We start from the raw sequence: 17,262 nt of genomic DNA, 5'->3' as shown, positions 1-17,262 counted from the left end.
ATACAAGAGGCCCGGCTTGGTCGGGCGGTCTATGGGACAGGACATGGCTTCTCCTTTCCTGTCATTGCCGGGCTTGACCCGGCAATCCAGAGGGTGTCGACGCTCTCTGGATGCCCGGGTCAAGCCCGGGCATGACAAGTTTAGGAATCGCCCCCGGTCTCGCCGGCCGCCTCCCGGCCTGGATGGACAAGAGAAGAGACGAGTTCGATGCGCATCCTTCTGGTCGGCGGCGGCGGCCGCGAACATGCCCTGGCCTGGGCGATCGCCGCCTCCCCCCTGTGCACCACGCTGTTCTGCGCGCCCGGCAATGCCGGCATCGCCAGAGAGGCGACCTGCGTGCCGGTCGCGGCCGAGGACATCGACGGGCTGGTGCGCTTCGCCCAGGACGAGGCGATCGACTTCGTCGTGGTCGGGCCGGAGGCGCCGCTGGTGGCCGGGCTGGTCGACCGGCTGACCGAGGCCGGGATCAAGGCCTTCGGGCCGACCGCCGCGGCCGCGGCGCTGGAGGGGTCGAAGGGCTTCACCAAGGACCTCTGCGCCAAATACGACATCCCGACCGCGCGCTACCGCCGCTTCACCGACGCAACCGAGGCCAAGGCCTATGTCGCCATCGAGGGCGGGCCGATCGTGGTCAAGGCCGACGGGCTGGCCGCCGGCAAGGGCGTGGTGGTGGCCGCGACGATCGAGGAGGCCCAGGACGCGGTCGACACCATGCTGACCGAGGGCGGCTTCGGCGCCGCCGGCGCCTCGATCGTGGTCGAGGAATGCCTGGTCGGACCGGAGCTGAGCTTCTTCGCCCTGTGCGACGGCGAGACCGCGCTGCCGCTGGCCACCGCCCGCGACCACAAACGCGCCTTCGACAACGATGAGGGGCCGAACACCGGCGGCATGGGCGCGGTCTCGCCGCACCCGCTGGCGACGCCGGAGCTCGAGGCCCGGATCATGGCCGAGATCGTGCAGCCGACCTTGCGCGCCATGGAGGCCGAGGGCACGCCGTTCCGCGGCATCCTGTTCGCCGGGCTGATGCTGACCGAGCGCGGGCCGCAGCTGATCGAGCACAATGTCCGCTTCGGCGACCCGGAATGCGAGACGCTGCTGCCGCGGCTGAGCTCGGACCTCCTCACCGCCCTGATCGCGGCGGCCGACGGAAGCTTGCGCCACCTGACCCTGCGCTGGCGGCCGGAGGCGGCGGTGACGGTGGTGATGGCGGCGAACGGCTATCCCGGCAGCTACAGGAAAGGCAGCCCGATCCGGGCGCTGGAGCAGGCCGGGCAGGTGCCGGGCACCATCGTCTTCCACGCCGGCACAAAGGCCGAGGCCGACGGCACCGTGACCGCCCAGGGCGGCCGGGTGCTGGCGGTGACCGCCCTGGGCGCCGATATCGCCGAGGCCCGGTCCCGCGCCTACCAGGCGGTCGACCGCATCGATTGGCCCGAGGGCTTCTGCCGCCGCGACATCGCGGTGTGACCAGCGTTTTGAAACCGGCGGCCCGATCGGCGTACACTGCCCGGATGAGCAAGGCCTTCACCAAAGAGACCGACACCGAGGAGGAGCTGGACGATGCGCCGGCGCCCTTGCCCGCGGGGTCGAAGAACTACATCACGCCCGAGGGCTTCCAGCGGCTGCAGGACGAGCTGAAGCAGCTGTGGCGCGTGGAGCGGCCGAAGGTGGTCGAGGTGGTGTCCTGGGCCGCCGGCAACGGCGACCGGTCGGAGAACGGCGACTACATCTACGGCAAGAAGCGGCTGCGCGAGATCGACCGCCGGGTGCGGTTCCTGACCAAGCGGCTGGAGATCGCCGAGGTGGTCGATCCGGCGCGCCAGACCAACCGCGACCGGGTCTATTTCGGCGCCACCGTGACCTATGTCGACGGCCAGGAGCGCGAGCGCACCGTGCGCATCGTCGGCATCGACGAGACCGATGCGGATGCCGGCGACATCAGCTGGATCTCCCCCCTCGCCCGCGCCTTGATGCGGACGCAGGAGGGCGACGTGGTCGAGATCCGCACCCCGGGCGGGATCGAGACCGCCGAGATCATCGAGATCCGCTACGACAACGACAAGGGCTGAGGCGTCAGGCGGCGCTGGCGGCGACCCACAGCGCGGCCAGCGCCTCGATCCCGGCCTGGTCCTCGGCATCGAAGCGGTTGGGCAGCGGGCTGTCGAGGTCGAGCACCCCCAGCACCCGGCCATCGCGCAGCAGCGGCACCACCAGCTCGGACCGCGAGTCGGCGTCGCAGGCGATGTGGCCGGGGAAGGCGTGGACATCCGGCACGAGCACCGGTTCCCGGCGCTCCGCCGCCGTGCCGCAGACGCCGCGGCCGAGTGGGATGCGGATGCAGGCCGGCTTGCCCTGGAACGGGCCGAGCACCAGTTCGCCCTCACCCTTCAGCAGGTAGAAGCCGGCCCAGTTCAAATCCGGCAGCCCGTGATAGATCAGGGCCGAGAGGTTGGCGGCGTTGGCGGTGGCGTCAGTCTCGCCGTGGAACAGCCCCTCCGCCTGGGAGAGCAGGTCACGATAGGCCTCGGCCTTCGGCAAAGCGGGATCGGGGCGTGCGGTCTGGAACATCGGATCTTCCTGTCGGTCGGCTGGAAGATAGGCACGGGAACGCCCGGCGGAAAGCCTCACAGCGTCTCGACCAGCGCGCGGGCCGCGCGGATCTGCTCCTCGTCGCGCGTGTAGAAGGTCCATTGCCTGATCCGCTTCGGCACCACCAGACCGGACTGGACCAGCACGCGCATATGCTCGCTCAGCGTCGGCTGGCTGATGCCGAGCTTGTCGGCGATGAACAGGCCACAGACCCCGTCCTCGACCAGGTCGCCATCCGCCTGTGGCGGGAAATGCGCGCGCGGATCCTTCAGCCAGTCCAGGATCTGCAGGCGGCGCTCATTGGCCAAGGCGCGGAAGAGATTGGCTGGGTACATTTCGGCACTTTGCCAATGGGCAATGTCCTGTCAAGACTCGGGGCGATTTCGACTCGACTGGAGCCCGTGATGCGCCGCTTCGCCTTCGAGACCGTGGACGTGTTCACCGACCGCCGCTTCGGCGGCAACCAGTTGGGGGTGTTCCCGGATGCGCGCGGCCTGTCGGACGGCGAGATGCAGTCGCTGGCCGCCGAGTTCAACCTGAGCGAGACGACCTTCGTGCTGCCGCCGGAGGACCCGGCGCATTCGGCCCGGGTGCGGATCTTCAACCGGACCTATGAGATGCCGTTCGCCGGCCATCCCAATGTCGGCACCGGCTGCGTCCTCGCCCGCCACGGGCTGGACCGCGACGGCGTGCTGCTGTTCGAGGAGTTGTCCGGCCTGGTCGAGGTGCGGGTCGAGCGCGACCCGGCCGGGGCGGTGACCGGCGCAGTGATCGCAGCACCACAGCCGCTGTCGACCCTGATGGAGCTGCCGGCCGAGGCGATCGCCGCCTGCGCCGGCCTGTCTCCGTCCGACGTCATCACCAAGGCGCACCAGCCGGTGCTGGCCTCGGTCGGCATCCCCTTCGTGCTGGTCGAGGTGACCGGCGAGGCGTTGACCCGCGCCACCCCGGACATCGCCGCCTTCCGCCGCACCCAGGAGCAGTTCCCGAAGGTGGAGCGCCGCCTGTCGCTGCATCTCTATGCCCGCGACGCCGCCGCGCCCGACATTGCCGCGCCCGGCGGGGCCAGGATCCGCGCCCGGATGTTCGCACCCCTGTCCGGCACCTATGAGGACCCGGCGACCGGCAGCGCCAACGCCACGCTGGGTGCGCTGCTGCTGTCGCTGTCCGGCGCCGAGGCGGGACAGGCCGAGATCGTGCAGGGCGTGGAGATGGGCCGCCCGAGCCTGCTGCGCGTCGCCGCCCGCCGCACCGCGGACGGCATCCGCGCCACCGTCGGCGGCGGCTGCATCCCGGTGCTGAAGGGCGAGGCGGAGGTCTAAGAGCCGAGCTTGGCGAGGAGGCGAGTCCAGCCCTTCTCGCGGGCGCGAACGATCAGCGCGCTCCTAGTCTCGTCGCTCAGCCGCGCTCCGGCCAGCACCAGTGCCACGTCCTCAGACTCCGTCACCAGAACCGCCTTCCGGACCATCGGGCTCGAGACATCAGGGTCGATTCCCGCCTTCAGAAGAATTCGGGCGATCCTGGCCGAGGCTGCTGTGTGCAGTGCGGTGTAGGGTCCGACCCCGGATTCCTCGACCACCGGATTTATACCCAGGGCGATCAGCCTTCGAACAAGGTCTGCATCGTCCCGCCTGGCGGCGATCACGAGCGCCACGCTCCTATCCTGCAGGGTCCCTCGTTCGGCGGCAGCGCGGCTGAACAGCAATGAGGTTCTTTCGAGATCCGACCTCGACGAGGTTGCGAGAGGGAACAGCAGCTCGGATGCCGGCCGCTTCTGGAGCGAAGTGCGCCCGTTCAGAGGGACGCCGGCCAAGATCAGGTCGCTGGCATAGCCGTAGTTCTGGATTTCCAACGCATCGGCCAGGAAGGTCGCCGCCTTGCCCGACCTGAAGTCGAAACCAGTCCGCCGCAGCATCGGAATCGTCTCGGGCGTGCCCTTGACCCATTTCGCCGTCCCCGCGATCCGATCGATGGTGTCCTCGATCTCCGTGACCGCCGCGGGCATTCCGGCCAACTTGCCCACGTAGTCCGTGATTGACTTGGTCTTGTCGTCGACGGTCAGCGAGATCTTATGGAACGGGCTATCCGTGATCTCGGCGATGTATTCGTCCTTCAGCGAGAAGAAATCCGCCCGGTCGAACATCCCGACGAGGGCGGCAACTTCCGCCGGCGCGATCCGGTCCTGGAACCGGCCGCTCACGGCCACCGAGCTGAACCCCTCATAGGTCACCGCGCCGTCCCCGGCGATATCGACCGCATAAGCCGGACACCAGCCGAAGCAGACGCCCCGAGTCAATCGAATGTGGACGTTGCTCGCCTCCGACACCTTGGGCGATGGTGCTTGGCATGCCGACAGGACACCCAGGGCCGTCGCGACCACAGCCATCCGGCTCCATCGCCGGGCGCGCAATTCGAGCATGACAAGGCTTCTCTGAAATCACCCCTCCCCCAGGGGCCTCCCGATCTTGTCAGAACGCCGGGCCGGCAGCCAGCCCAGCCCTCTACCGCCTTGCCCTGAAGAACGCGCGCAGCAACTTGCCCGCCTCCTCCGCGCCCGGCGCCTGCTCCACCTGGGGGCGGTGGTGGCGGGTCTTCTGCTCGAAGAAGCGCGGGCCGTGCAGCACGGCGCCACCCTTCGGGTCCAGAGCGGCGAACACCACCCGGCGCATTCGGCGCGGGTGCGGATCTTCAACCGCAGCTACGAGATGTCCTTCGCCGGCCATCCCAATGTCGGCACGGGCTGCGTCCTGGCCCGGCACGGGCTGGACCGCGTCGGCGTGTTGCTGTTCGAGGAGCTGTCCGGCCTGGTCGAGGTACGGGTCGAGCGCGACGCGGCCGGGGCCGTGACCGGCGCCGTGATCGCAGCACCACAGCCGCTGTCGACGCTGCTGGAGCTGCCGGCTGAGGCGATCGCCGCCTGCGCCGGGCTGGCGCCATCCGAGGTGATCACCAAGGCGCACCAGCCGGTGCAGGCGTCGGTCGGCGTGCCCTTCGTGGTGGCCGAGATGACGGGCGAGGCGCTGAGCCGGGCCACCATGGACATCGCCGCCTTCCGCCGTACCCAGGAGCAGAACCTGGCGGTGGGCCGACGCCTGTCGCTGCATCTCTACGCCCGCGACCCGGCCGCACCGGACATTGCCGCGCCGGGCGGAGTCCGGATTCGCGCCCGGATGTTCGCGCCCCTCTCCGGCACCTATGAGGACCCGGCGACCGGCAGCGCCAACGCCACGCTGGGCGCGCTGCTGCTGTCGCTCTCCGGTGCCGAAGCCGGGCAGGCCGAGATCGTGCAGGGCGTGGAGATGGGCCGCCCGAGCCTGCTGCGCGTCGCCGCCCGCCGCACCGCGGACGGCATCCGCGCCACCGTCGGCGGCGGCTGCATCCCGGTGCTGAAGGGCGAGGCGGAGGTTTAGTCGCCGAGCTTGGCGAGGAGGCGAGTCCAGCCCTTCTCGCGGGCATAGGCGCGAACAGACACCCCTCTGTCGTCACGCAATGTCGGATCGGCACCGGCCGCGAAGAGGAGAAGGGCTTTATCCTCCGACCCCGTCATCATCGGCACCTGGCCGGTATCGTTTCGGGTATTCAGATCACCCCCCGTGGCGATCACGGCCAGGATGGCGCCGGCGTCATCGAGTTGATGCAATGGCGTGCCGCCGTGGTCATCCTGAGCGTTGATGTCGGCCCCTTGCGCGATCAGCGCCCGCGCCACCACGCCGTCTCCGGCAAGATGAAGTGCCGTCTTGCCGCCGCCCCCACGGGCCGACACAGTGGCGCCGGCGCGAATCAGCACCATCGCCACATCGACGGTGTATCTGGCACGCGCAATGAGAGGAGTGTTCCCGTCTTGATCCTTGGCGTCCGGATCGGCGCCGGCCGCAATAAGAGCCCGAGCCACGTCGGCCCGCTCCGCGCCGTGAAGCGGCCTCCGGCCGCTGCTGCTTTGCCGATTAGGATCGGCACCAGCGGTAACCAGCATTTCGACTACGGCCGCATTTCCAGCGCCATATAGCGGGCTGGTTCCGCTACGGTCGTCGCCGTTCGCGCCGGCCCCGGCCCCGAGCAACAACCGGATATTGTCGACCGCGCCGGCTTGAGCCGCTGCAACCAACGCGTCCTTAAGGTCCTGTCGTCCAGGACGACGCTTCAGCAACTCCGTCACGACCCTGGGGCCGCCATCACGAGCGGCTGAGACGAGCAGCACTCTACGGTCATCGGCCCCGCCGGGATAGGCGCCGCCTGCGATCAATCGCCGGACGATGCCAGGATCTTCCCCAATCACCGCGAAGGACAATGCCAGCGTCTTCTGCGACTGCGTACCGCGCGCCACGACAGCGTCGGCGACCACCCGCCCCTTCGCAGGATCTGCGAAGATCCAGAGGATCGCTCGTTCATTGGGGTCCATCAGCTGGTCGAAGGGTGCCCCCCTGGCCAGCAGCTCGCGCAGGAAATCAGCGTTGCAGCAAATCGCGGCACCCGCCAGCATCGCAGCTGCCTGTGGCGATCGGAAATCCACGCCTCGGGCCTGCAGGATTTCGATCACCTCCGCCGACCCTTCGACCCATCGGGACGTCGCCGCCGCGCGGTCGATTGCGTCCTCGATTCCCGCCACGCTCTCTGGCATTCCGTCCAACTGGCCGACATAGTCGGCTACGGTCCAGGTCAAGCCGTCGATGGTCAGCGATATTTTCTGCTCGGCCATGTCCGTCACCGGCCCGGTATATCGGTCCCGCAGTGAGAAGAAATCCGCTGCGCGAAACAGCTCGATCAGGCCTACGACGCGGTCCTGGGGGATGCGGGTGCGGTATTCCCCCTCCAGAGCCGTGAAGCCCTCGCCCTTGTAGCTGACGCTGCCGTCGCCGGAGATCTCGACCGTATAGGAGGGACATTGGCCGAAGCAGCCATCCCTCTCGAGACGGATGCGGACGGAAGACCAGTCCGTAACCTCCGGGAACGCTGCGGCCCCGGCTCGCCTGCGTTCGGGCGGATAGACCCGGAGATCCACGGAGAACGACGCCGATACGGGCTTGTCATCCAGAAAAAACGGCCGATAGCGCCAAGTCCTCACCACGGCTTCGGCTGCGGGCAGGACGGATTCCGGCCCTGCGACGGCTACGGCGGAACGGACGTGCCCAGCCTCATCGACCAACACCTCCAGCCGGACCGTGTCGTCGCCTACCGCCAATGGGAAAGCCGCACGGATGGCACGATGCTCCGCCAGGAGATGCTCGCCGGCCTCCCGGTCCGAAACATGGATTGAGGCAAGATCATCCGGAAGCGCGACGCGATCCTGGGCTCCCCAGACAACATCGGACGCAAACAATATTACCAAGCATCCGATCCAGCCGATCAGCCCGGATCGCTTAACGCGCGGCCCCCGCATCATGCCCCCCCGACACTGCTGCGCTGACTGAATGTGAGCGTGAATCGGCGGTCGGGCCAGTCCTTCCTACCGCCGCGCCCTAAAGAACGCCCGCAGCAGCTCGCCCGCCTCCTCCGCGCCCGGCGCCTGCTCCACCTGGGGGCGGTGGTGGCAGGTCTTCTGCTCGAAGAAGCGGGGGCCGTGCAGCACCGCGCCGCCCTTCGGGTCGAGGGCCGCGAACACCACCCGGCGGAGGCGGGCGAAGGAGATGGCGCCGGCGCACAGCGCGCAGGGCTCGAGCGTGACGTAGAGGTCGCAATCCGGCAGCCGCGGCCGGCCGCGCAGCCGCCCGGCCTCGCGGATCGCCAGCACCTCGGCATGGGCGGTCGGGTCCGCCAGCTCCTCCACCCGGTTGCCGGCCCGGGCCAGCACCGTGCCGGTCGTCGCCTCGACCAGCACCGCACCGACCGGTACTTCTCCGCGCGCGGCGGCGGCGGCGGCCTCGTCCAGCGCCAGGCGCATATAGCCGTCAGTCGAATCGGGGGCCGGGTCGGCAGGCACGGGTCAGATCCTTGCGTTTCGCGCTAACCCTGGCCGGGCGCTTCGCGCTAGACAAGGGCGATGAGCAAGACCGATCACAAGACCACCGTCGGGAAGACGGCGGGCGATCCGGCCGCGACAGGCGCCGCGACCCCGGCCGCGAAACCGAAAGCCACCTTCAAGGATGGCGGCGAGAAGGACGGCGAACGCGTTGCCAAGGTGCTGGCCCGGGCCGGGATGTGCTCGCGCCGCGAGGCCGAGCGCTGGATCGCCGAGGGCCGCGTGGCGCTGGACGGCAAGGTGCTGGACACCCCGGCCGTGGTGGTGCCGCCCGGCGCCGTGCTGAGCGTCGACGGCGTGCCGGTGCCGGAGCCCGAGCGCACCCGGCTGTGGCGCTATCACAAGCCGGCCGGGCTGGTCACCACCCGGTCCGACCCGCAGGGCCGCCGGACCGTGTTCGACAGCCTGCCGGAAGAGCTGCCGCGCGTGGTCTCGATCGGCCGGCTGGACCTGAACAGCGAAGGCCTGCTGCTGCTGACCAATGACGGCGAGCTGTCGCGCCGGCTGGAATTGCCATCGACCGGCTGGCCGCGGCGCTACCGCGTGCGGGTGCACGGCACGCCGGACCCGGCGAAGCTGGCGAGCCTGGCCAAGGGCATCACCGTCTCCGGCGTGCATTACGGCCCGATCGAGGCGGCGCTGGACAAGGTGCAGGGCGCCAATGCCTGGCTGACCATCACCCTGCGCGAGGGCAAGAACCGCGAGGTGCGCAAGGTGATGGAGGCGATCGGCCTGGATGTGAACCGGCTGATCCGCGTCGCCTACGGCCCGTTCCAGCTCGGCATCCTGGAGAAGGGCGAGGCCGAGGAGATCAAGGCCTCGGTGCTGCGCGACCAGCTGGGCCGCTGGCTGACGACCCATGAGGAGGAGCGGCCGACGCGCAAGCCGGCGCCTAAGCCGACAGCAGCCAAGCCGGCGCCCACCAAGCCGACAGGCTCGAAGCCCGCGACGGCCCCCGCCTCCCGCCATGCCCCTGCGCCTCGTCGCCGGCCGGCATAGGGGCCGCGCCCTCGCCGCGCCGCCGGACCGCGCCACCCGGCCGACCGGCGAACGGGTGCGCGAGGCGGTGTTCAACATCCTGGCCCATGCCGGCTACGGCCCCGATGACGGCGACGCCGTGACCGGTGCCGTGGTGCTGGACGCCTTCGCCGGCACCGGCGCGCTGGCCTTTGAGGCGCTGTCACGCGGCGCCGCCGAGGCCTGGCTGTTCGACAGCTCGGCCGCGGCGCTGGGCTTCGCCCGGAAGAATGCCGAAGCGCTGGGCGAGACGGCGCGCGCGCATCTGCTGCGCGCCGACGCGCTGAAGCCGCCGCCGGCGCGGGCGCAGGCGACGCTGCTGTTCCTCGACCCACCCTACCGCCAGGGGCTGGTCGGCCCGGCGGTCGAGGCGCTGTCCGCCGCCGGCTGGCTGGCCCCCGGCTGCCTGGTGGTGGCCGAGACCGCGGCCGACGAGCCGGCGGTGCCCGGCCTCGCCCTGCTGGACGAGCGCCGCTACGGCATCGCCCGCATCGGCTTCGGTCGGGTGGCCTAAAAGCCCCTATCCGTCATCCCCGCGAAAGCGGGGATCTCTTCGAAGTCCAGAAGAGGTCCCGGGTCTGCACGGCGGCACTGCGTGCCGCAGTGCGCCCGGGATGACGGGGTGGGGATGGGCTCAAGCCGCCGCGCGCAGGCCCTTGCCGCGCAGCTTCGCCACCGCGGCGATGGTCTTGAGCGCGGCTTCCGCCGCCTCCTTGCCCTTGACCAGGAAATGGTCGCGGAAGAAGGCGGTGTGGGCCTCGTGCTCGTGGAAGCGCTGCGGCGTCAGCACCGCGGACAGCACCGGCACCTCGGTGTCGAGTTGCACCCGCATCAGCGCGTCGATCACCGCGGTCGACACGAATTCGTGCCGGTAGATGCCGCCGTCGACGATGAAGCCGGTGGCGACGATGGCGTCGTAGCGGCCGCTCTTGGCCAGCAGCTGGGCGTGCAGCGGGATCTCGAACACGCCCGGCACCTCGAACAGGTCGACCTCCGGTGCCGCGGCGCCGGCGCCCGTTGCGCCACTTTGGGCGATCTCGGCCAGGAAGGCGGTCTTGCACTGGTCGACGATGTCGCGGTGCCAGCACGCCTGGATGAAGGCGATGCGGGGCGTGTCGGTGCGGGAAGCAGAAGACAGGGGCTGATTCATGGTCATCCTCATGCAACGGACCAGAATCAGGGCATACGGGACCGACCGCCAGGACTCGCGCCCGGCCTGCCGTCCCCGTTCTCTTTCATCCGGACTGTGACCGTCGGCTTCGGAATCGCACCGAATCTGCTGACCCTGCCGGTTGGCCCGGCAGGCGCTCGCGGGCTCGTGCACCGCCCCGAGGGGCCATGCCATCACCGCCGGTGGGGACTTTCACCCCGCCCTGAGAACGTCCGCCGCCCGGGGGATCCGGACGGCTCCGTCGAATATCGGGAGGCCGCGAAGGCTTGGCAAGGCCGGATGCGACAGGACTGTGGCGCGCTTGCGACATCTCGGGACGGCTCCGGTACAATGTCGAAGGCCCGATGGCCGCACCCTGGATTTCGGCGATCGGAGGAGGCGAGCGATGACGGACCAGACCGGTGGCTGCCTGTGCGGCGCGGTGCGCTATCGGGTGACGGGGCCGCTGCGCCCGGTCGTGGCCTGCCATTGCACCCAGTGCCGCCGCACCTCCGGCCATGTCGCCGCCTTCACCGCCTGCGCCGCCGGCGACCTGGCGCTGGAGAGCGACCGCGGCCTGCGCTGGTACCGTTCCTCGCCGGGGGCGGAGCGCGGCTTCTGCGGCGAATGCGGCAGCAACCTGTTCTGGCGGCGGGTGGCGGCCCGCACCGTCAGGATCAGTATTTGCGCCGGCACGCTGGACGGCGCCGCCGGCCTGGCCCTGGTCGCCCATGCCTTCACCGCCGACAAGGGCGGCTACTACGCCATCACCGACGACGTGCCGCACTGGCCGCAATCGCCGTCGAAGCTGCCGGCCGGCTGAAAGGCGACGCCGCGCCGGGGACAGCGCGGGGCGGGGCTAGGACAGTGGCCCCATCAGGGGGCCGCTACCGTCCATCAGGTTGACCCGGACCGCAGATTAACCAAGCGCAGCGACACCGCATCCGGGACGCCTCATTTCAGGCGCAAGACAATACAACCCGCGCAACAAGCGGGCCACGGAGGCATAGCATGCACGAGATCGCGGAGGTGACTGCCGTGACGAGCCGGAGTGCCGGCCTGGGGCGGCATGTGCTGGCTGAATTCTGGGGCTGCAGCCGGATCGACGATCCGGGCGAGGTCGAAACCGCGCTGATCGACGCCGCCCGCGCGGCCGGGGCGACGGTCCTCAACGCCAACCTGCATCATTTCGGCGAGGGCATGGGGGTCACCGGGATCCTGATGCTGGCCGAATCCCATATCAGCATCCATTCGTGGCCGGAGCTGAGCTACGCCGCCGTCGACGTCTTCGTCTGCGGCAAGGCCGACCCGCATCGCGCCATCGCGTCGCTGAAGCTGTCCTTCCTGCCGACCGACACGCATGTCACCGAACACGCCAGGGGAGTGCGCAGTCATGGCTGAACGGTCGGTCTCCATCCTCAAGGAGCGCCGGAGCGGCGAGAAGCGTGTGATCCTGCTGCCGGATGCGGTGGGCGAGTTCACCCGGCGCGGCTATCGCGTCCTGGTCGAGGCCGAGGCGGGCATCGCCGCCGGCTTCCCCGACCAGGCCTATGCGGCCGCTGGCGCGAGCATCGTCGACGGCGCCGCGGCCTGGTCGGGCTCGGACGTCGTGTTCAAGTACAAGGCCCCGGGACCGGAGGAATACCGCCACTTCCGGCCGGGCCTGCACCTGGCCAGCTTCATGCACGCCGAGGGCAACCTGGCGCTGGTAGAGGCGATGCGCGGCAGCGGCATGTCTGGCTATGCGCTGGAATTCTTCCGCACCGAACGCGGCGACTATCCGGTGCCGGTGTCGGACAACGAGATCTCCGGCAAGCTGGCGATCCTGTTGGCCGCGTATCACCTGCAGGCGCATATGGGCGGCAGCGGCGTGCTGCTGTCGGAGGTGCCGGGGGCGCCGCGACCCAAGGTCGTCGTCATCGGCTACGGCAATGCCGGCGGCGGCGCGGCGCGGCTGGCGGCGTCGATGGGGGCGGAGGTGACAGTGTTCGGCACCCGGTGGGAGGGGCTGCGCCGGTTCATGGCGGGGATGCCGGCCAATGTCCGCTGCCTGCTGAACGAGCGCGAGGCCTTCGAGCGCGCCGTGCTGGAGGCGGATGTCGTGGTTGGGGCGATCCTGATCTCGACCTACGACACCCCGCCGATGCTGGACGAGGAGCTGGTGCGGCGGATGAAGCCGGGATCGGTGATCGTCGACGTCACCTGCGGCTACGGCAGCGGCTACATGCCCAGCTTCAGCCACCTGACCACCTATGACGCCCCGTTCTACGTCCGGCACGGCGTCCTGCACTGCAAGATCGACGCGATGCCGGCCTCGGTGCCGATGACCGCGGCCCGGGCCACCAGCGCCAATGTCTGGCGCTCTCTGATGGACCTGGCGCGGGACGTCCATGACGGCGTGGCCGACCCGGTGTCGCGCAACGGCTGCGTCGTCGCCGGCGGCGCCGTCGTCCATCCGGAGGTGCGGCGGCACATCGCGATGGTCGAAGGCGGGCTGGCGGATGCCGTATAGCCGGCGCGCCGCGGTCTACGACCTTGAATACGCCGAGGAGCGCGACGTCGGCTTCATCCTCGGCCTGGTCGGCGAGGCCGCCCCGAGCATGCTCGAGGTGCCCTGCGGCGCCGGTCGCCTGTCGCTGCGGATCGCCCCGCGGGCCGGGCGGCTGACCGTGGTCGACCTCGAGCCGGAGATGGTGGCGCGGACCGTCGCGGCGCTGGAGCGCGAGGGCCATGGCCACCGGGTCCGCGGCCGGGTCGCCGACATGCGGGAGCTGCGGCTGGAGGAGCGCTTCGACCTGGCGCTGATCCCGCGCGAGGCACTGCAGCTGCTGCCGCCGGAGGAGGGCCGCCAGGCCCTGGCCGCGGTCGCGGCGCATGTCGCGCCCGGCGGCCGGCTGGCCGTGGATCTCGCCACCTTCCGCCCGGTCCCGGGCGGACCGTTGGACCCGGACTACTACGATCCGGCCCGGACCGACGGGGTCTGGGCCACCGACTGGATCCGGCCGCTGCCGGATGGGTCGCAGCTGGTCCGGCAATCGGCGCAGCACCATGAGGCGGCATCGATCCGGTTCGAGCTGCGGTACCGGGTGCTGGGCGGCGCCGCCGAGAACTGGACCTCCGGCATGCGCCTGCATCGCTACGGCCGCGGCTGGATCGATGACGCCCGGCCCGACGGCATGTCGGTCGAGGCCGTCCATGGCGACTATGACGGATCGGATTTCACCGGCGATTCGCCCCGGCTGATCGCCCTCTATCGACGCGGTCCGGCCGCCGGCCGGTAGGAGGAAGGCCATGTCTTCCGCGGGGCGGAATCGGAGCATCGAGGCGGTCGTCCTGTTCACCGCCTTCATCGCCTCGACCTACGGCTTCGGGATGTACCTGTTCCCGGCCATCGTCGAGGCCATCCGGCGCGACCTGCCGTTCACCTACGACGCGATGGGCGTGATCTCGGGCTGCGTCCAGGCCGGCTTCATGGTGTGTGCGCTGCTGAGCGGCCTCTTGACCGTCCGCTTCGGCGCCCTGCCGATGATCCTGGGGTCGATCGCCGTCTGCGCCGCCTGCCTGGGCGGGCTGGCGCTGGTGACCGACATCGTCGCCATGGGCGTGCTGCTGACCATCCTGGGCGGCTGCGCCGCGGCGATCTGGGTGCCGATGGTCGAGGTGTCGAGCGAGATCGTGCCCCGGTCGCACCAGGGCAAGGCGCTGGGGCTGATGTCGTCCGGCACCAGCTACGGCGTCTTCGTCAACGGCCTGCTGATCACCGGCTTCCTGGCGACCGAAGGCTGGCGCTTCCTGTGGGCGACCACCGGCGCGATCGTCGCCGTGCTGGCGCTGGCCGGGTTCCTGCGGCTGCGCCGGCCGGCCGGGACGAGGCCGGCGGCGGAGGCTCCCCGGGCCTCGATCGGCGCCCGGCTGCGGACGCTGCCCCCGGGGCTGACCGCGGCGGTGCTGCTGATGATGTTCCTGAACGGCCTGTCCTGCATGCCGTACCAGACCTATCTGGCGACCTTCCTGCAGGGCGAGGTCGGTCTGTCGCAGGACGTGGCGGCGATGGCATGGAGCGTGATCGGCGCCGTCGGCATGGTCGGCGGCTTCGCCATCGGCGCCCTGGCCGACCGCATCACCGTGCGCTGGGCGATGGTGCTGACCTACCTGATCCTGGCCGGATCCTGCGTGCTGCTGCTGCGGGCCGCGATCGGCGGCGGCAACCTGCCGGTGCTGTACCTGGCGGTGGTCGCCTTCGGCCTCGCCTTCTACGCCATCTTCGGCCTGGTGCCGGCCTATATCGGCCATGCTTTCGGCGCCGGCCGGTCGGCCCTGGTCTTCGCCTTCGGCAACATCGCGCTGGGCTTCGGCGGCATCGTCGGCAACATGGCCGGCGGCTGGCTGAAGGTCTCGACCGGATCGTTCCAGTCGATCTATCTGGCGATGCTGGCGGCGGCGCTGTGCTCGGCCCTGCTGGCCGCGATGATGCCGAGCGAGCGGCGCTTCGCCATGGCGGTCGGAGGCGCCGGTGTCTGAGATCGAAGCGATCGGCGGCTGGATCAAGGATGCCGATGCCGGCCTGGACCGGTCGTACCGGCGGCTGGAGCAGATCGGCCGGCTGGACCCGGAACGGCTGCGCTATTTCGAGGACTACCGCAGCCGCTACTTCAACGACCGGTTGATGCCCGGCCAGGGGGCGGAGGAGATCCTGGCCGCTCTGCGCGACCATGGCGGCCGTCCGGCGCATTGGATCGACCTGGGAGCCGGCGTGACCACGCTGTTCTGGTCGATCGGCCTGGCCGCTGCACCGGGCGAGGTGTCGGCCTGCGACCTGGTGCCGGAGGCCCTGCATGTGCTGGCGGCGTTCAAGAACGGCGATGAGACGCCGCCCTGCTATCGCGAGGCGATGGCGCTGGTCGGCCGGCCTGAGGCCGATTTCGAGGCCCTGCGCCGCCGCCCCTGGACCTATCACGTGTTCGACTGCCTGCAGCCCTGGCCGGCCGGGCCGGGGCGGGCCGGCGGCCATGGCCTGATCAGCGCGATCGGCTGCTTCGGCCTGTCGCCCGACGCCGGACGCTACGCCGGGGCGTTCGCAGCGGCGGCCGCGAACCTGGCGCCGGGCGGCCGCTTCATCGGCGCCGACTGGGTGCGCAGCAGCCTGCTGATCGACCGCGAGGGCCACGACAACCGCTATGTGTCGCCGGCGCTGACCGCCGCCTGCGCCGAACGGGCGGGGCTGTCGACCCTGGCCCTGGCCCGGGTTCCGATCGCCGGCGACCCCTACTACGACTCCGTCACCGTCTGGGCGTTCGGCCGTGCCGGTTGAGGACACCCTCTCCGGCCGCTTCACCGCTTTCGACGCGGCCGCGCTGGACCGGATCGAGGCCGCCGCCGACCGCGTCCTGGCCGAGACCGGCCTGCGCTTCGAGGACGATCCCGAGACCCTGGAGCTTTGGCGGCAGGCCGGGGCCGAGGTCGATGGCGAGCGGGTGCGCCTGGACGGCCCGCGGCTGCGCCAGATCATCCGCGCCACGGCGCCCGCGCATTTCGTGCTGCACGGCCGCAACCCGGCCCGCAGCACCCGGGTCGGGGCCGGCGAGCGCCCGGTCTTCGCGCCGGTCTACGGGCCGCCGAACGTGCTGCGGGAGGATGGCAGCGGCGGCTTCGGCACCCGCGCCGACTATCACCGGCTGATGGCCATGGCCCATGCCGCGCCGGGCCTGAGCAACACCGGGCACATGCTCTGCGTCATCGGCGACGTGCCGGACGCCGCCCGGCCGCTGGAGATGGCGATCGCCCATCTGACCCTATCGGACAAGCCGTTCATGGGCACGATCGCCTCCCCCGCCGCGATGCGGCGGGTGATCGACGCCGCGGCGGCGGCGATCGGCCCGCTGGACGGCAAGCCCGCCGGCTGCCACCTGCTGCACCTGATCAACGCGACCCCGCCTTTGTCCTACAAGGGCAATCCGCTGAAATGCCTGCGCCTGGCGGCCGAGAGCCGGCAGGGCTGCCTGGTCACCTCCTACATGATGATGGGCGCGACCGCGCCGGTCACCGCCGCCGGCGCCCTGATCCAGGGTTATGCCGAGGTGCTGGCCGGGCTGACGCTGGCGCAGTTGTGGGCCCCCGGCACGCCGATGATCATGGGCATCTTCGCCATGCCGTTCTCGATGAGCCGCATGGTGCCGGTGTTCGGCGACCCGGCCCTGCATCTGGTGCAGTACGGCGCCATGGCGCTGGCCCGGCGGCTCGGCATCCCCGGCCGCGGCGACGGCGGGGTGACCTCGTCGCGGCTCGACGACGCCCAGGCCGGCTCCGACGGCGGCCGCGCCACCGCCGCCGCCATGGCCTGCGGCGCCGATTTCATCCTGCACGCCACCGGCTGGCTCGACAGTGGCCGCTGCACCGGCATCGCCAAGTTCCGGCGCGAGGCGGAGGCCCTGGCCTTCGGCGCCGCGTCGGACAGCCTGGAGCCGCCCCTGCCGCTGGATTCGGCCCTGGCGGCGGAGCTGCGCCGTCAGGCCGACCTCGCCGCAGGGTGAGCAGGCAGCAGATGTGGCGT

General features: G+C 70.6%; 19 protein-coding genes and 1 riboswitch. Of the genes, 13 read left to right on the top strand and 6 right to left on the bottom strand.

Annotated features, from left to right (window positions below; all coding sequences use genetic code 11):
* Positions 1–207: 207 nt before the first annotated feature.
* Complete coding sequence (purD, locus tag QFZ27_RS10550; RefSeq protein WP_429226275.1) at positions 208–1,467, top strand: phosphoribosylamine--glycine ligase; 1,260 nt, start codon at positions 208–210, stop codon at positions 1,465–1,467.
* A 44-nt stretch (positions 1,468–1,511) separates the two neighbouring features.
* Positions 1,512–2,069, top strand: coding sequence for a transcription elongation factor GreB (gene greB, locus QFZ27_RS10545; RefSeq protein WP_429226274.1), 558 nt, complete (start codon positions 1,512–1,514; stop codon positions 2,067–2,069).
* Between the two features lie 4 nt (positions 2,070–2,073).
* Here greB and QFZ27_RS10540 read toward each other — a convergent pair whose 3' ends face one another.
* Positions 2,074–2,568, bottom strand: a complete 495-nt coding sequence (locus tag QFZ27_RS10540; RefSeq protein WP_429226272.1) for a GAF domain-containing protein — start codon at positions 2,566–2,568, stop codon at positions 2,074–2,076.
* 56 nt (positions 2,569–2,624) lie between these two features.
* Positions 2,625–2,924, bottom strand: coding sequence for an ArsR/SmtB family transcription factor (locus tag QFZ27_RS10535; protein WP_429226271.1), 300 nt, complete (start codon positions 2,922–2,924; stop codon positions 2,625–2,627).
* 69 nt (positions 2,925–2,993) lie between these two features.
* Between QFZ27_RS10535 and QFZ27_RS10530 the strand changes: the two genes are divergently transcribed.
* Entirely contained in the window at positions 2,994–3,911 is a 918-nt protein-coding gene (locus QFZ27_RS10530) for a PhzF family phenazine biosynthesis protein (RefSeq protein ID WP_429226269.1), read from the top strand.
* Here the strand turns inward: QFZ27_RS10530 and QFZ27_RS10525 are convergent.
* Entirely contained in the window at positions 3,908–5,008 is a 1,101-nt protein-coding gene (locus QFZ27_RS10525; RefSeq protein ID WP_429226268.1) for a DUF6438 domain-containing protein, read from the bottom strand. The two genes, QFZ27_RS10530 and QFZ27_RS10525, sit on opposite strands and share 4 nt — an antisense overlap.
* A gap of 163 nt (positions 5,009–5,171) precedes the next feature.
* On the opposite strand from QFZ27_RS10525, the gene QFZ27_RS10520 reads away from it, so the two are divergent.
* Positions 5,172–5,999, top strand: coding sequence for a PhzF family phenazine biosynthesis protein (locus QFZ27_RS10520; protein ID WP_429226267.1), 828 nt, complete (start codon positions 5,172–5,174; stop codon positions 5,997–5,999).
* Here the strand turns inward: QFZ27_RS10520 and QFZ27_RS10515 are convergent.
* Positions 5,996–7,969 carry a DUF6438 domain-containing protein gene (locus QFZ27_RS10515; RefSeq protein WP_429226266.1) on the bottom strand — a complete coding sequence of 658 codons (1,974 nt, stop codon included), beginning with the start codon at positions 7,967–7,969 and terminating at the stop codon, positions 5,996–5,998. The genes QFZ27_RS10520 and QFZ27_RS10515 overlap by 4 nt on opposite strands.
* Positions 7,970–8,032: 63 nt before the next feature.
* Complete coding sequence (locus tag QFZ27_RS10510) at positions 8,033–8,467, bottom strand: nucleoside deaminase (RefSeq protein WP_429232439.1); 435 nt, start codon at positions 8,465–8,467, stop codon at positions 8,033–8,035.
* A 99-nt stretch (positions 8,468–8,566) separates the two neighbouring features.
* On the opposite strand from QFZ27_RS10510, the gene QFZ27_RS10505 reads away from it, so the two are divergent.
* Positions 8,567–9,544, top strand: a complete 978-nt coding sequence (locus QFZ27_RS10505; RefSeq protein ID WP_429226264.1) for a pseudouridine synthase — start codon at positions 8,567–8,569, stop codon at positions 9,542–9,544.
* Positions 9,513–10,076 (top strand): 16S rRNA (guanine(966)-N(2))-methyltransferase RsmD, encoded by a 564-nt coding sequence (rsmD, locus tag QFZ27_RS10500; protein WP_429226263.1) that lies wholly within the window; start codon positions 9,513–9,515, stop codon positions 10,074–10,076. The genes QFZ27_RS10505 and rsmD overlap by 32 nt, the downstream gene beginning before the upstream one ends.
* A gap of 120 nt (positions 10,077–10,196) precedes the next feature.
* On the opposite strand, the gene QFZ27_RS10495 is transcribed toward rsmD, so the two are convergent.
* Entirely contained in the window at positions 10,197–10,712 is a 516-nt protein-coding gene (locus QFZ27_RS10495) for a 6,7-dimethyl-8-ribityllumazine synthase (RefSeq protein ID WP_429226262.1), read from the bottom strand.
* Positions 10,713–10,785: 73 nt separating this feature from the next.
* Positions 10,786–10,947: riboswitch (FMN riboswitch) on the bottom strand.
* A gap of 171 nt (positions 10,948–11,118) precedes the next feature.
* On the opposite strand from QFZ27_RS10495, the gene QFZ27_RS10490 reads away from it, so the two are divergent.
* The 7 genes from QFZ27_RS10490 (at position 11,119) to QFZ27_RS10460 (ending at position 17,242) form a co-directional block, all read left to right on the top strand.
* Positions 11,119–11,535, top strand: a complete 417-nt coding sequence (locus QFZ27_RS10490) for a GFA family protein (RefSeq protein ID WP_429226261.1) — start codon at positions 11,119–11,121, stop codon at positions 11,533–11,535.
* A 188-nt stretch (positions 11,536–11,723) separates the two neighbouring features.
* Positions 11,724–12,113: an adenosylmethionine decarboxylase gene (gene speD, locus QFZ27_RS10485; RefSeq protein ID WP_429226260.1), complete on the top strand. Its 390-nt coding sequence runs from the start codon at positions 11,724–11,726 to the stop codon at positions 12,111–12,113.
* On the top strand, positions 12,106–13,224 hold the full coding sequence (locus QFZ27_RS10480) for a Rossmann-fold NAD(P)-binding domain-containing protein (RefSeq protein WP_429226259.1): 1,119 nt from the start codon (positions 12,106–12,108) through the stop codon (positions 13,222–13,224). The genes speD and QFZ27_RS10480 overlap by 8 nt, the downstream gene beginning before the upstream one ends.
* On the top strand, positions 13,214–13,993 hold the full coding sequence (locus tag QFZ27_RS10475; RefSeq protein WP_429226258.1) for an SAM-dependent methyltransferase: 780 nt from the start codon (positions 13,214–13,216) through the stop codon (positions 13,991–13,993). Before QFZ27_RS10480 ends, QFZ27_RS10475 begins: the two co-directional genes overlap by 11 nt.
* Before the next feature lie 10 nt (positions 13,994–14,003).
* The gene (locus tag QFZ27_RS10470; RefSeq protein WP_429226257.1) at positions 14,004–15,233 is read left to right on the top strand and encodes an MFS transporter; all 1,230 of its coding nucleotides are present in this window, start codon (positions 14,004–14,006) and stop codon (positions 15,231–15,233) included.
* The gene (locus tag QFZ27_RS10465) at positions 15,226–16,023 is read left to right on the top strand and encodes a hypothetical protein (protein ID WP_429226256.1); all 798 of its coding nucleotides are present in this window, start codon (positions 15,226–15,228) and stop codon (positions 16,021–16,023) included. Before QFZ27_RS10470 ends, QFZ27_RS10465 begins: the two co-directional genes overlap by 8 nt.
* The gene (locus QFZ27_RS10460; protein WP_429226255.1) at positions 16,013–17,242 is read left to right on the top strand and encodes a trimethylamine methyltransferase family protein; all 1,230 of its coding nucleotides are present in this window, start codon (positions 16,013–16,015) and stop codon (positions 17,240–17,242) included. The genes QFZ27_RS10465 and QFZ27_RS10460 overlap by 11 nt, the downstream gene beginning before the upstream one ends.
* Positions 17,243–17,262: the final 20 nt, after the last annotated feature.

This window comes from Inquilinus ginsengisoli (genome assembly GCF_050434925.1).
Lineage (GTDB): Bacteria > Pseudomonadota > Alphaproteobacteria > DSM-16000 > Inquilinaceae > Inquilinus > Inquilinus ginsengisoli_B.
The sequence above is the reverse complement of the archived record's forward strand: the minus strand, read 5'-3'. Positions and strand labels throughout refer to the sequence as shown.

What these genes read in the sequence shown, in the direction of transcription:
- QFZ27_RS10470 (WP_429226257.1), top strand. Translation starts at nt 14,004, where the DNA reads ATGTCTTCCGCGGGGCGGAATCGGAGCATCGAGGCGGTCGTCCTGTTC.
- QFZ27_RS10530 (WP_429226269.1), top strand. Translation starts at nt 2,994, where the DNA reads ATGCGCCGCTTCGCCTTCGAGACCGTGGACGTGTTCACCGACCGCCGC.
- QFZ27_RS10490 (WP_429226261.1), top strand. Translation starts at nt 11,119, where the DNA reads ATGACGGACCAGACCGGTGGCTGCCTGTGCGGCGCGGTGCGCTATCGG.
- QFZ27_RS10540 (WP_429226272.1), bottom strand. Translation starts at nt 2,568, where the DNA reads ATGTTCCAGACCGCACGCCCCGATCCCGCTTTGCCGAAGGCCGAGGCC.
- greB (WP_429226274.1), top strand. Translation starts at nt 1,512, where the DNA reads ATGAGCAAGGCCTTCACCAAAGAGACCGACACCGAGGAGGAGCTGGAC.
- QFZ27_RS10510 (WP_429232439.1), bottom strand. Translation starts at nt 8,467, where the DNA reads ATGCGCCTGGCGCTGGACGAGGCCGCCGCCGCCGCCGCGCGCGGAGAA.
- purD (WP_429226275.1), top strand. Translation starts at nt 208, where the DNA reads ATGCGCATCCTTCTGGTCGGCGGCGGCGGCCGCGAACATGCCCTGGCC.
- rsmD (WP_429226263.1), top strand. Translation starts at nt 9,513, where the DNA reads ATGCCCCTGCGCCTCGTCGCCGGCCGGCATAGGGGCCGCGCCCTCGCC.
- QFZ27_RS10480 (WP_429226259.1), top strand. Translation starts at nt 12,106, where the DNA reads ATGGCTGAACGGTCGGTCTCCATCCTCAAGGAGCGCCGGAGCGGCGAG.
- QFZ27_RS10535 (WP_429226271.1), bottom strand. Translation starts at nt 2,924, where the DNA reads ATGTACCCAGCCAATCTCTTCCGCGCCTTGGCCAATGAGCGCCGCCTG.
- QFZ27_RS10505 (WP_429226264.1), top strand. Translation starts at nt 8,567, where the DNA reads ATGAGCAAGACCGATCACAAGACCACCGTCGGGAAGACGGCGGGCGAT.
- QFZ27_RS10525 (WP_429226268.1), bottom strand. Translation starts at nt 5,008, where the DNA reads ATGCTCGAATTGCGCGCCCGGCGATGGAGCCGGATGGCTGTGGTCGCG.
- QFZ27_RS10515 (WP_429226266.1), bottom strand. Translation starts at nt 7,969, where the DNA reads ATGATGCGGGGGCCGCGCGTTAAGCGATCCGGGCTGATCGGCTGGATC.
- QFZ27_RS10475 (WP_429226258.1), top strand. Translation starts at nt 13,214, where the DNA reads ATGCCGTATAGCCGGCGCGCCGCGGTCTACGACCTTGAATACGCCGAG.
- QFZ27_RS10495 (WP_429226262.1), bottom strand. Translation starts at nt 10,712, where the DNA reads ATGAATCAGCCCCTGTCTTCTGCTTCCCGCACCGACACGCCCCGCATC.
- speD (WP_429226260.1), top strand. Translation starts at nt 11,724, where the DNA reads ATGCACGAGATCGCGGAGGTGACTGCCGTGACGAGCCGGAGTGCCGGC.